7 protein-coding genes are annotated in these 13,977 nt (G+C 43.8%); 6 read left to right on the top strand and 1 reads right to left on the bottom strand.

All coding sequences use genetic code 11. The features are described 5' to 3' along the window. The first annotated feature begins 212 nt into the window (after positions 1-212). The 3 genes from AB5062_RS13785 to AB5062_RS13795 all read left to right on the top strand — a co-directional run bounded on the left by AB5062_RS13785 (position 213) and on the right by AB5062_RS13795 (position 5,975). Positions 213-1,412: an efflux RND transporter periplasmic adaptor subunit gene (locus AB5062_RS13785; RefSeq protein ID WP_005842144.1), complete on the top strand. Its 1,200-nt coding sequence runs from the start codon at positions 213-215 to the stop codon at positions 1,410-1,412. A gap of 66 nt (positions 1,413-1,478) precedes the next feature. After that, entirely contained in the window at positions 1,479-4,580 is a 3,102-nt protein-coding gene (locus tag AB5062_RS13790; protein WP_005842146.1) for an efflux RND transporter permease subunit, read from the top strand. Positions 4,581-4,601: 21 nt separating this feature from the next. Further along, positions 4,602-5,975, top strand: a complete 1,374-nt coding sequence (locus AB5062_RS13795; protein WP_005852057.1) for an efflux transporter outer membrane subunit — start codon at positions 4,602-4,604, stop codon at positions 5,973-5,975. A 38-nt stretch (positions 5,976-6,013) separates the two neighbouring features. Here the strand turns inward: AB5062_RS13795 and AB5062_RS13800 are convergent, their stop codons facing one another. Then, positions 6,014-7,225, bottom strand: coding sequence for a hypothetical protein (locus tag AB5062_RS13800; RefSeq protein ID WP_032945691.1), 1,212 nt, complete (start codon positions 7,223-7,225; stop codon positions 6,014-6,016). A 102-nt stretch (positions 7,226-7,327) separates the two neighbouring features. Here AB5062_RS13800 and AB5062_RS13805 point away from each other — a divergent pair, with 102 nt between their 5' ends. The 3 genes from AB5062_RS13805 to AB5062_RS13815 all read left to right on the top strand — a co-directional run bounded on the left by AB5062_RS13805 (position 7,328) and on the right by AB5062_RS13815 (position 13,827). Next, positions 7,328-8,506: an ATP-binding protein gene (locus AB5062_RS13805; RefSeq protein WP_005852061.1), complete on the top strand. Its 1,179-nt coding sequence runs from the start codon at positions 7,328-7,330 to the stop codon at positions 8,504-8,506. Positions 8,507-8,548: 42 nt separating this feature from the next. Next, a complete protein-coding gene (gene nifJ / locus AB5062_RS13810; protein WP_032952621.1) occupies positions 8,549-12,094 on the top strand; it encodes a pyruvate:ferredoxin (flavodoxin) oxidoreductase in 3,546 nt (1,181 codons plus the stop codon). A gap of 215 nt (positions 12,095-12,309) precedes the next feature. Further along, positions 12,310-13,827: an arylsulfatase gene (locus AB5062_RS13815; protein WP_057099281.1), complete on the top strand. Its 1,518-nt coding sequence runs from the start codon at positions 12,310-12,312 to the stop codon at positions 13,825-13,827. The last annotated feature ends 150 nt before the right edge of the window (positions 13,828-13,977 follow it).

Below are 13,977 nucleotides of genomic sequence, written 5' to 3' on the forward strand. Positions count from 1 at the left end.
ACTATTTTTGCATCCAAATCGATAATCCTCTACTAAATTTAATTCGCCTACTGTGGAATTATTCTACAGCTGTTGCCTGTTTTCCACACTTTCCCTATCAACAAAAGGCAGTAATAAAACACTGATTATGAAAAGGAAAGGCTATTTACAGTAGTTTGGCACGCTGCTTGTATTCCTACTGACGGCATCTTAAACAATAACAAAACTAAAGTATGAAACTATTTTTTACACACAAAGAAATTGCGCTAAAAAAGAAAAGAACAGCGCTTGTAGTAATAGGTATTGGACTAGTTATCGGGATTTACCTGATTGTTTCCCATCGACCGGCAAAGATGCCGGAACTTCCAGTAGTTGCCATAGCACCGGCAACGCAAGACGATGTGGAAATATATGGTGAATATGTAGGACGCGTACGTGCACAGCAATTCGTTGAAGTACGTGCCCGAGTAGAGGGATATTTAGAACAAATGCTTTTCGCAGAAGGTACATATGTCACTAAGAATCAAGTGCTGTTTGTTATCAATCAAGATCAATATCGAGCCAAAGCTGACAAAGCGCGTGCCCAATTGAAAAAAGATGAAGCACAGGCACAAAAAGCAAAACGCGATTTAGAACGTATCCGTCCGCTATATGAACAAAATGCTGCCAGCCAGTTGGACTTGGACAATGCTACTGCTGCATATGAAACAGCAGAAGCCTCGGTAGCTATGAGTAGTGCCGACCTTGATCAAGCAGAATTGGAACTAGGTTATACGATAGTTCGTTCTCCGTTAGCAGGACATATCAGTGAACGTCACGTGGATTTAGGGACATTGGTAGGTCCAAGTGGCAAATCACTGCTTGCCACCGTAGTAAAAAGTGATACTGTATTAGTGGATTTCAGCATGACAGCTCTAGACTATCTGAAAAGCAAAGAACGTAATGTGAACTTAGGTCAAAAAGACTCTACCCGCTCTTGGCAACCCAATGTTTCCATTACTCTAGCAGACAATACTATTTATCCATACAAAGGACTGGTAGACTTTGCCGAACCGCAAGTTGATCCACGCACAGGTACATTCTCCGTACGTGCCGAAATGCCGAATCCAGAACGGATATTACTTCCTGGACAGTTCACCAAAGTAAAACTATTATTGGATGTCAGAGAAAAAGCTACGGTAGTTCCGTTAAAGTCCGTTATCATAGAAAAAGGCGGTGCCTATATTTATGTAATGCGCAAAGATTCTACAGTAGAGAGACGTTTCATTGAATTAGGACCTGAATTCCAGAATCAAGTAGTGGTGGAAAGAGGCTTGGCTCCCGGAGAAGACATTGTTATAGAAGGATACCACAAGCTGAATCCAGGCATGAAAGTAAAAGTAAGTCCTGCTGTAGAAGACAAAAAAACGGAGGAAAAAGATACGATCGGATAATTTCACTCCCGAATACGAATTCCCCTATGGAGGAAAATTTACGCATTCAAAAAAACAATAGACATTATGAAAGTTAGTTTCTTTATAGACAGACCGGTATTTTCAGCTGTCATCTCCATATTAATAGTCATTGTCGGTATCATCGGTCTCACGATGCTACCCATTGACCAATATCCGCAGATTACCCCGCCGGTAGTGAAAATCAGCGCATCCTATCCGGGTGCCAGTGCCCTGACAGTATCACAAGCAGTAGCCACTCCTATAGAACAGGAATTGAACGGTACTCCAGGAATGCTTTACATGGAATCAAACAGTTCCAATTCGGGAGGTTTTTCAGCCACCGTCACTTTTGATATCTCGGCAGATCCCGATCTGGCGGCAGTAGAAATACAGAACCGTATCAAGTTAGCAGAATCACGTCTTCCAGCAGAAGTTATACAAAATGGTATTTCGGTAGAGAAACAGGCTGCCAGTCAATTGCTAACCCTATGCCTTACCTCTACCGACCCGAAATTCGATGAAATATACCTTAGCAACTTTGCTACTCTGAATGTACTGGACCTAATCCGCCGTATCCCTGGCGTAGGACGTGTTTCAAACATCGGAAGCCGATATTACGCCATGCAAATTTGGGTACAGCCCGACAAACTGGCCAATTTCGGTCTGACCGTAGCCGATCTGCAGAATGCACTGAAAGACCAAAATCGGGAATCAGCAGCCGGTGTACTGGGACAACAACCCGTACAAGGATTAGACGTAACCATTCCCATCACTACTCAGGGACGTCTATCTACTGTAAGCCAGTTTGAGGAAATCGTAGTCCGTGCCAATGCCGATGGTTCCATCATCCGTTTACGTGATGTGGCCCGCATCTCACTCGAAGCACAATCATACAATACCGAGAGTGCCATTAACAAAGAAAATGCAGCGGTATTGGCCATCTATATGTTACCGGGAGCCAACGCTATGGAAGTAGCAAAAAGCGTGAAAGAAGCTATGGAGGAAATCAGCAAGAATTTCCCCGAAGGAATGAGTTACGAGATACCTTTCGATATGACCACATATATTTCGGAATCTATTCATGAAGTGTACAAAACACTGTTTGAAGCCCTGATACTGGTTATTATCGTAGTATACCTTTCACTCCAAAGCTGGCGTGCAACAGTTATCCCACTAGTTGCCGTACCTATCTCACTGATTGGAACTTTCGGATTCATGTTGATTTTCGGATTCTCGCTTAATATCCTGACCCTGTTGGGGTTGGTACTTGCCATCGGTATTGTGGTGGACGATGCTATCGTGGTAGTAGAGAATGTGGAGCGTATCATGGAAGAGGAGAAACTATCTCCCTACCAAGCTACCAAGAAAGCTATGGAAGGACTTACAGGAGCCATTATCGCCACTTCTTTGGTACTGGCAGCAGTATTTGTTCCCGTAAGTTTTCTAGGTGGAATTACCGGACAACTTTATCGCCAGTTTACGGTAACCATCGTAGTATCCGTATTGCTGTCTACGGTAGTAGCTTTGACATTGAGTCCAGTCATGTGTTCGCTTATCCTGAAACCGGAAGATCCGAACAAGAAAAAGAATATCGTATTCCGCCGTATCAATGAGTGGCTGGCTATCGGCAATCATAAATATGTAGGGCTTATCAAACACATTGTGAAACACCCGCGTCGGGTACTGAGCACATTCGGCATGGTATTGATCGCCATCCTGTTAATCCATCGCATTATTCCCACCAGCTTCCTCCCCATCGAAGACCAAGGGTATTTTAAAATAGAGTTGGAGCTACCCGAAGGTGCAACGTTGGAACGTACACGTATCGTAACAGAACGTGCTGTGGAATACCTGATGAAAAATCCGGCAGTGGAATATGTGCAAAGCGTGGCGGGAAGCAGTCCGCGTGTAGGAACCAGTCAGGCACGAAGTGAACTGACTGTCATCTTAAAACCTTGGGAGGAACGTGACTCGCAAACTATTGACAATATTATGGCACAGGTAAAAAAAGACATGTCACAATACCCCGAATGCAAGGTATATCTTTCCACCCCTCCCGTTATTCCGGGATTGGGCAGTTCGGGCGGGTTCGAAATGCAATTGGAAGCACGTGGAGATGCCACTTTCGAAAATTTGGTACAAGCTACGGATACATTGATGTATTATGCATCAAAACGTAAGGAATTATCAGGTTTATCTTCGGCTTTACAAGCGGATATCCCCCAACTTTATTTTGATGTAGACCGTGACAAAGTAAAATTCTCAGGAGTACCTTTAGCCGATGTATTCTCGACTATGAAAGCTTATACAGGTTCGGTATATGTAAACGATTTCAATATGTTTAACCGCATCTACCGTGTATATATTCAAGCAGAAGCACCCTACCGGGAACATAAGGAGAATATCAACCTGTTTTTTGTACGGGGTACAGACAATGCCATGATACCGCTCACCTCGCTGGGTACCACTTCGTATACCACTGGTCCGGGCAGCATCAAACGTTTTAATATGTTCAACAGTTCTGTGATTCTCGGTGAGGCCGCAGACGGTTACAGTTCAGGACAGGCTATGGAAATTATCGAACAAATAGCCCGCGAACACCTACCGGAAAATATCGGTGTAGAATGGAGCGGACTATCCTTCCAGGAAAAACAGGCAGGTGGACAGACCGGCATGGTGCTGGCATTAGTGTTCATGTTCGTATTTTTGTTCCTTGCTGCCTTATACGAAAGCTGGATGGTACCGGTTGCAGTATTACTCTCTTTGCCTGTAGCCGCATTAGGTGCTTATCTAGGTGTATGGGGCTGTGGACTGGAGAATGATGTCTATTTCCAGATCGGATTGGTGATGTTGGTAGGACTAGCCGCCAAAAATGCAATTCTTATTGTAGAGTTTGCCAAAGAACAAGTAGACAAAGGAGTAGATGTAGTACAAGCTGCACTTCATGCTTCACAGCTCCGTTTCCGACCTATTTTGATGACTTCATTGGCATTCATCTTAGGTATGTTACCTATGGTCATTGCCAGCGGGCCAGGTTCAGCCAGCCGTCAGGCTATTGGTACAGGTGTATTCTTCGGAATGATCTTTGCTGTAACTGTGGGAATTTTGTTAGTACCTTTCTTCTTTGTACTGATATACAAGATGAAAGCGAAGATGAAACAAAAATAAGGATATAAAAAGATGAAAGAAATGATGAAACATACATTATTATATATAGCCGTATCAGGAATGACTTTGCTGACTTCTTGCCAATTAGGTAAGCACTACACACGTCCCGACTTACATCTTCCCCAACAATTAGATACATTACGACAACAGGATACATTATCTATAGCCGATATGCAATGGTGGGAAATCTATACGGACACAACCTTGCAAAGCCTGATAGAAAAGACGTTGGATAACAACAAAGACATGAAAATAGCTGCGGCACGTGTAAAAGAACTTGCCGCAATGAAGCGCATAGACTTTGCCAACCTTTTCCCCCAACTGAACGGAAGCGCTTATGCCCAAAAAGAAGGAAGTAATTATGGTGGTGACAACTATAAAAATGACCCCGAACAGGGTGGTAAACTTACCGTGACTTGGGAATTAGACTTATGGGGTAACCTGCGTTGGGCAAAAGACAAAAGCATAGCACAATTTCTGGGAAGCATCGAGGCGCAACGTGCCTTGAAAATGAGTATTGTGTCCGAAGTGGCACAAGCCTATTTTGAATTGGTCGCATTAGACAATGAGCTGAACATCGTTCGTCAAACACTCTATGCCCGTAAAGAAGGAGTACGCCTGGCAAAGCTTCGTTTTGAAGGAGGACTGACTTCAGAAACTTCTTATCAACAGGCACAAGTGGAGTATGCACGTACCGCAACCTTAGTTCCTGAACTGGAAAGGAAAATTTCATTGAAAGAAAATGATATCGCATTCCTGGCAGGCGAATACCCGCACCGCATACAGCGTTCCATTCTGCCCGAAGAGGTAAAACTACCTGAAACATTACCAGTAGGTCTACCCTCCACTCTGTTGGAACGTCGTCCCGATGTACGCGAAGCAGAACAGAAATTAATAGCAGCCAATGCCAGTGTAGGTATTGCCTATACCAATATGTTCCCACGACTCAGCCTCACAGCACAATATGGCGTAGAAAGTGAAGAATTCTCTGATTTCTTTAAATCACCCATTCATTATATCAGTGGCAATCTTCTCACTCCTCTCTTCGCCATGGGAAAATACAGAGCAACCCTAAAGGCTAAGAAAGCCGCATACGAACAGGAATGCTACAGCTATGAAAAATCAGTGCTGACTGCATTCAAAGAGGCCCGCAATGCCATTGTGGACTTCAATAAGATAAAAGATATCTACGAATCGCGTCTGCAACTGGAACGTTCCTCTAAAGCAACAATGGAACTGGCCCAATTGCAATACATCAATGGAGTAATAGGCTATTTGGATGTATTGGATGCACAACGTAGCTATTTCGATGCACAAATAGGATTAAGTAATGCAATAAGAGACAAACAAATTACATTAGTAAAATTGTATAAAGCATTAGGGGGTGGATGGTAACCATCCCCTCTTAATTTGATTTTCCTTTATCCGGAAAATCAAATTAAGATATATGCCTGATAGGACGTATTGTTCTCTACCGGTGTAAGTGACAAATAACCCGACTTCACTTTTCCATTTTCCAAATATAAAGGATACTTTTCTTGAAGCGCAAGATGAGAATGCCATGCCTCACCGGGCTTTGCATAATATTCTATAACATACCGTCCCTGCACGCCATCACACACATAGTTATCATATATCAAACGTGCTACCACTCCCATATTCATACGAAGATTTATTTCCACACACGGATGAATGGCATACCCGCCGTTTTGGGTACGGCATATCATCATATCCACCCCCAGATAGCCTTCGTAACTCCCTTTTATAACTTCCGCCAACTCTACCTGTAACATCCTCCCAACCTGATGTAAGATTTCCGCAGAAACATATGTGGATATCCTCGCTTCAATAACCCGATCCGCAGCCAACAAGTTTTCTTTATAAACACCTCTCTTGTCTGTTTCGAATAAAGAATACCCTATAAAATGTACCTGTTCCCACTCGTCTGCAAAAAACTCCATGGCAAAATCCAAAAGCTTATCATAAAAAGGCTCTCCTATCACCTCATGCTGAGTGGTAAGTATGTGTCGAACCCACCCTTCCAGAGGGATGGTAAAACTACCTGAAACATATTGTATCCCTCTCCCACTACCAGACCATGGCGCTTTTAACAAAGCACGAGGATGAGACAACACAAAAGCCTTCACTTCCTCTGTTGATGACAATACAAAAGCCTCCCCCAATGTGGGAATATTCCCACCTATATGCCTACAAAGGCGTCGTAACACTTTTACAGCCGTCTGACGTCCGGATATTTGACGGATACGCTTCATACGCTCTACTGAAGGATATGCTGTATCAGGAAATCCAGCTTCCTGCAAACGACGCACCAAAGACGGATTCCATCCCCAAGGAATCACCTTATTATAAATGGGGAGGAATTCTGAAGTCCAATTGACCGAAAGCGGCAAAAAAGATTGTCTTTCCATTGTTTTCATACGCAGAGCAGAATCCAGCCATACAGTTCCTCCCTGTTCTGCATACCATGCAGGCAACACGGACAGCTCGGCCGCCATTCGCCGGGCACTGGCAGGTGCCATATAATAAGGATCACCACAAGCCAATGCCATATCATTTTCCGGATTGAATAAATAAAGCGCTTCCATTTCCGGACACAAAGATAAATGTTTTAGAGTACAAACCATTTCTCTTGTTCGTCTTTTAGTTGAAAAAAAATAATATTTTGCTATCTCCAGTTTGCAATTTGAATTAGTATTGCTATATTTGCAACCGATAAAAAAGCAACCATGGAAACCTTTTACAGAACACACAGTTATCTGGTGGAACATACAAATGCTCCTGTTCGCCGGGACTTGATGGACGAAATAGACTGGAACGACAGACTGATCGGCATCAAGGGTACTCGTGGCGTAGGAAAAACGACTTTCCTCCTGCAATATGCAAAAGAAAAGTTCGGAACGGATCACTCATGTCTGTTCATCAACATGAATAACTTTTACTTCTCTAAATATACGTTAGTGGAGTTTGCCGCAGAATTCGTAAAACGAGGAGGAAAAGTTTTGTTGATAGACCAAGTGTTCAAGTATCCCGAATGGAGCCACGACCTGCGTGCTTGCTATGAAATGTTTCCTACTCTGAAGATTATATTCACCGGATCATCCGTGATGCGACTGAAAGAAGAAAATCCAGAACTGAGCGGCATTGTCAAGGTATACTACCTGAGAGGTTTCTCATTCCGCGAATACCTGAATCTGCAAAGCGGTAATTGTTTCCGTGCCTATACCTTACAAGAAATTTTGGAGAATCACGAACAGATAGCGAAAACCATCCTGCGCAACGTGAAGCCGTTGGATTATTTTCAAGACTATCTGCATCACGGTTTCTACCCATTCTTTCTGGAAAAACGTAACTTTTCGGAGAATCTGCTAAAAACCATGAATATGATGATAGAAGTAGATATACTTCTTATCAAACAAATTGAGCTGAAATATCTTTCAAAGATAAAAAAATTACTATATTTGCTAGCTGTGGACGGACCCGTTGCTCCGAACGTCAGCCAGCTGGCCACGGAGATTCAAACTTCACGTGCCACGGTGATGAATTACATTAAGTATCTGGCAGATGCGCGTCTTATCAATATGGTTTATCCCAAGGGAGAGGAATTTCCCAAGAAACCTTCCAAACTGATGATGCACAACACCAACCTGATGTACTCCATTTATCCGGTAAAGGTCGAAGAACAGGATGTTCTGGATACATTTTTCATGAATACCCTGTATAAGGACCATAAACTATATAAAGGCGATAAAGGCACTTCATTTATGGTAGACAACGGACTGCATTTCCGTATTTGCGCAGAAGGGTGCAAGTTCAAAAATAATCCAAACGTGTATTATGCCCTACACAAATTGGAATTAGGACACGGAAATATGATCCCATTATGGCTTTTCGGCTTTTTATATTAAGAGATAGAGAATAAATTTTATTACCTAATAATTAGTAATTGTATGACTAAACAAAAAAAATTCATCACTTGTGATGGTAACCAGGCAGCAGCACATATCTCGTATATGTTCTCTGAAGTAGCTGCTATCTATCCCATCACTCCGTCGTCTACTATGGCTGAATACGTAGACGAATGGGCTGCCGCAGGTCGTAAAAACATCTTCGGCGAAACAGTTTTGGTACAAGAAATGCAGTCAGAAGGCGGTGCAGCAGGTGCTGTTCATGGTTCTCTTCAGGCAGGTGCGTTGACTACCACTTACACTGCATCTCAGGGTCTGTTGCTGATGATCCCTAACATGTACAAAATTGCCGGTGAATTCCTGCCTTGCGTATTCCACGTATCGGCTCGTACATTGGCTTCACACGCATTGTGTATCTTTGGTGACCATCAGGACGTCATGTCTTGCCGCCAAACAGGTTTCGCCATGTTGTGCGAAGGTTCTGTACAAGAAGTTATGGATATGGCTGCTGTAGCCCATCTTGCTACTATCAAATCTCGCGTGCCATTCGTCAACTTCTTCGATGGTTTCCGTACTTCTCACGAAATCCAAAAAATTGAAATGCTGGAGAATGAAGATCTGGCAGGTCTGATTGATCAACAGGCTTTGGCAGAATTCCGTCAACGCGCGTTGAATCCTAACAACCCTGTTGCACGCGGTATGGCTGAAAACCCCGATCACTTCTTCCAGCACAGAGAATCTTGCAATAACTTCTATGAAGCTGTTCCGGCTATCGTAGAAGAATACATGAACGAAATCAGCAAAATCACAGGCCGTCCTCATGGTTTGTTCGATTACTATGGTGCTGAAGACGCTGAACGCGTAATTATCGCAATGGGTTCTGTTACAGAAGCTGCCCGCGAAGCTATCGACTACTTGATGAGCAAAGGTGAAAAAGTAGGTTTGGTTTCTGTACACTTATACCGTCCGTTCTCTGCTAAACATTTCTTGGCTGCTGTACCTAAGACTGCCAAGACTATCGCTGTTCTTGACCGTACTAAAGAACCGGGAGCAAACGGTGAACCTTTGTATCTGGATGTTAAAGACTGCTTCTATGGAACAGAAAACGCCCCGGTTATCGTAGGTGGACGTTACGGTTTAGGTTCTAAAGACACTACTCCTGCTCAAATCATCGCTGTATTCAAGAATTTGGCTCTGCCAATGCCGAAAAACCACTTCACTGTGGGTATCGTAGACGATGTAACTTTCACTTCTCTTCCCCAGGAAGAAGAAATCGCATTGGGCGGTGAAGGCATGTTCGAAGCTAAATTCTACGGATTAGGTGCTGACGGTACTGTAGGTGCCAACAAGAACTCTGTGAAGATTATTGGTGACAACACCGACAAGCACTGCCAGGCTTATTTCTCATACGACTCTAAGAAATCAGGTGGTTTCACTTGCTCTCACCTCCGTTTCGGTGATACTCCTATCCGTTCTACTTACTTGGTAAATACTCCGAACTTCGTAGCTTGCCACGTACAGGCTTATCTGCACATGTACGATGTAACCCGTGGTTTGCGTAAGAACGGTTCTTTCTTGCTGAACACTATCTGGGAAGGTGAAGAACTGGCAAAGAACCTGCCTAACAAAGTGAAGAAATACTTCGCTCAGAACAATATCACTGTTTACTACATCAATGCAACTCAGATTGCTCAGGAAATCGGTTTGGGCAACCGTACCAATACCATCCTGCAATCAGCATTCTTCCGTATCACAGGCGTTATTCCTGTTGACTTGGCTGTAGAACAGATGAAGAAATTCATCGTTAAGTCTTATGGCAAGAAGGGTGAAGACGTGGTGAACAAGAACTATGCTGCCGTAGACCGTGGTGGTGAATACAAACAATTGACAGTTGATCCGGCTTGGGCTAATCTGGAAGTTGAAGCTCCTGCTGCTAACAATGACCCTGCATTCATCAACGAAGTAGTTCGTCCTATCAACGCTCAGGATGGTGACTTGTTGCCGGTATCTGCATTCAAAGGCATCGAAGACGGTACTTGGGAACAAGGTACTGCTCAATACGAAAAACGTGGTGTAGCTGCATTCGTACCTGAATGGAATGCTGAAAACTGTATCCAGTGTAACAAGTGTGCATATGTTTGTCCTCATGCTTCCATCCGTCCGTTCGTACTTGACGCTGAAGAACAGAAGGGTGCAGACTTCGAGACATTGAAAGCTGTAGGTAAACAATTTGACGGAATGACATTCCGCATCCAGGTTGACGTGCTTGACTGTCTGGGTTGTGGTAACTGTGCCGATGTTTGTCCGGGCAATCCGAAGAAGGGAGGCAAGGCTCTTACAATGAAACATTTGGAAAGCCAGTTGTCTCAAGCAGCCAATTGGGAATACTGCGCTAAGAACGTGAAGAGCAAACAACATTTGGTAGATATCAAAGCCAATGTGAAGAACTCTCAGTTCGCTACTCCGTTGTTTGAATTCTCTGGAGCTTGTTCAGGTTGTGGTGAAACTCCGTATGTGAAACTGATTTCCCAGTTATTCGGTGACCGTGAAATGGTTGCTAACGCTACCGGATGTTCTTCTATCTACTCCGGTTCTGTTCCTTCAACTCCTTATACTAAGAACGAAAAGGGTCAAGGTCCTGCTTGGGCTAACTCATTGTTCGAAGATTTCTGCGAATTCGGTTTAGGTATGACTTTGGCTGACAAGAAACTTCGTGCACGTATCGAAGCTGCTATGAAGGATGCTATCGCCAGTGATACTTGTCCGGCAGAATACAAAGAAGCATTCCAGGAATGGATTGACGGTAAGGACGATACAGACAAGAGCAAAGCTGCTGCCGAAAAGATCATTCCAATGGTGGAAGCTGCTAAAGATAAATGTAAGAACTGCGCTACCATTGCAGAATTCAAGAACTATTTGGTTAAGAAGAGCCAATGGATTATCGGTGGGGACGGTGCTTCTTACGATATCGGTTACGGTGGTTTGGACCACGTGATTGCTTCCGGTGAAGATGTAAATATTTTGGTATTGGATACTGAAGTTTACTCTAATACCGGTGGTCAGTCATCTAAGGCTACTCCGCTGGGTGCTATCGCTAAGTTTGCCGCTTCAGGTAAGCGTGTACGTAAGAAAGACCTTGGTATGATCGCTACTACTTACGGTTATGTATATGTTGCCCAGATTGCTATGGGTGCTGACCAAGCTCAGACTTTGAAAGCTATTCGTGAAGCAGAAGCTTACCCCGGTCCGTCATTGGTTATCGCTTACGCTCCGTGTATCAACCACGGTTTGAAGGCAGGTATGGGTAAGAGCCAGGCTGAAGAGGCTAAGGCTGTAGAATGCGGTTACTGGCACTTGTGGCGTTTCAACCCCGCTTTGGAAGAAGAAGGCAAGAATCCATTCATGCTTGACTCTAAAGAACCGAAATGGGAAGGTTTCCAGGATTTCTTGAAGAACGAAGTTCGTTTTGCTTCTGTAATGAAACAGTATCCTGCTGAAGCAGCAGATCTATTTGCTGCTTGCGAAGAAATGGCCAAGAAACGTTATGCTTCTTACAAACGTATGGAAGCAATGAATTGGGGTGAATAATCTCTGATACATGCATATAAAAAAAGGCTTGTTCTGTATGGAACAAGCCTTTTTTTATAGCCTTTTCTACCATTAGTATATATGAGGTCACCCATACGTATGTACAAAACAAGACTTCAATTTCAAGTATTTCTACTGTAACCATCACCATTTATGGCTTAAGGTTACCAAAAATTTCCTACCTTTGCACATAACATTATGAAAAACCTATAAACATGAATATTCTAATCAACCTGAAATACACATTGGCTGTCACAGCCGGAGTGTGCTCCTCTTTTGCATACGCACAAAAACATCCTCATATCATACTGATAATGACCGACCAACAGCGAGCTGATGCCATAGGCTGTATGGGAAACGATGCGGTTATCTCCCCTAACCTGGACGCACTAGCTGCCGAGGGAACATTATTTATGAATGGTTATTCTTCTTGTCCAAGCAGCACTCCGGCACGTGCAGGTCTGCTGACCGGACTTTCTCCTTGGCATCATGGCTTGTTGGGATATGGAAAAGTATCTCCCGAATATAAATACGAAATGCCACAGATGCTAAAAGACGCTGGTTATTATACTTTTGGAATCGGTAAAATGCACTGGCATCCCCAACGGATAAAACATGGTTTCGAAGGCACTCTGCTAGATGAAAGCGGACGCGTGGAGGACGAGAATTTCACCAGTGATTACCGCCAATGGTTCCAAACAAAAGCCCCCGGAAAGAATCCTGACGCCACCGGCATAGGCTGGAACGACCATACGGCAAGTATCTATAAATTGCCCGAAAACCTCCATCCTACCTATTGGACAGGAGAAATGGCCTGTGAACTTATCAGCAACTACGATCCGACCAACAAACCGTTATTTCTGAAAGTTTCTTTTGCCCGTCCGCACAGTCCGTATGATCCACCACAAAGATATCTGGACATGTATAAGGATGCCCTAATACCCGATCCTGCCATCGGAGACTGGTGTGGCAAATACGCCAAGAAACTAAATCCTGAAGAAACGGCACAAGACGCTCCATACGGTAATTTTGGCAATGAATATGCACGCAATTCCAGACGTCATTATTATGCCAACATCACTTTCATTGACGAACAGATAGGCAGAATTATCCAAACATTGAAAGAAAAGGATATGTATAATGACGCATTAATCGTTTTCGTTTCCGATCATGGCGATATGATGGGCGACCATTATCACTGGAGAAAGACCTATCCATACGAGGGCTCCACTCATGTGCCATACATCGTGAAATGGCCTTCTGCCAACCACGTTACACCGGGAAAAACAGACGCTCCCGTAGAGTTGCGTGATATTCTTCCCACTTTCCTCGATGCAGCCGATGTGACCATCCCCACTGACATGGACGGCCGTTCCTTGTTACCGCTTGCCAAAGGCATGGAAACAAACTGGCGCAAGTATCTGGATCTGGAGCATGCCACCTGTTACAGTGATGATAACTATTGGTGTGCACTGACTGACGGCAAAATAAAATATATATGGCGTATCCATACCGGTACCGAAGAGTTATTCGACTTGACCCAAGACCCTCAGGAATTGCACAATGCCGTCAATGACAAAAAATACAGGAAGCAGCTGACGGAAATGCGTAATGAAATGACTCGCCACTTAAGTGAACGCGGCGAAGAGTTCGTGAAGGACGGCCGATTGGTGGTCAAGGAGAAGACCATGCTTTATGGACCTCATTATCCGGAAAAAGAAAATAAAAGATAACGTGTGTTGTACAGAGGAGTCGTTTCCAATTGACCCACTTTCCTACAACAGAGTTTTATAATTCTGTTGCCACTGAAGGTGTGTCAAAATGCGCACCTTCTTTTTTTATGCACAAAGCCCCGACTTTCACAAGCAGGGGCTTTGTTATTA

It is taken from the genome of Phocaeicola sp. RTP21359st1_B8_RTP21360_211022 (assembly GCF_040911965.1).
GTDB lineage: Bacteria > Bacteroidota > Bacteroidia > Bacteroidales > Bacteroidaceae > Phocaeicola > Phocaeicola vulgatus.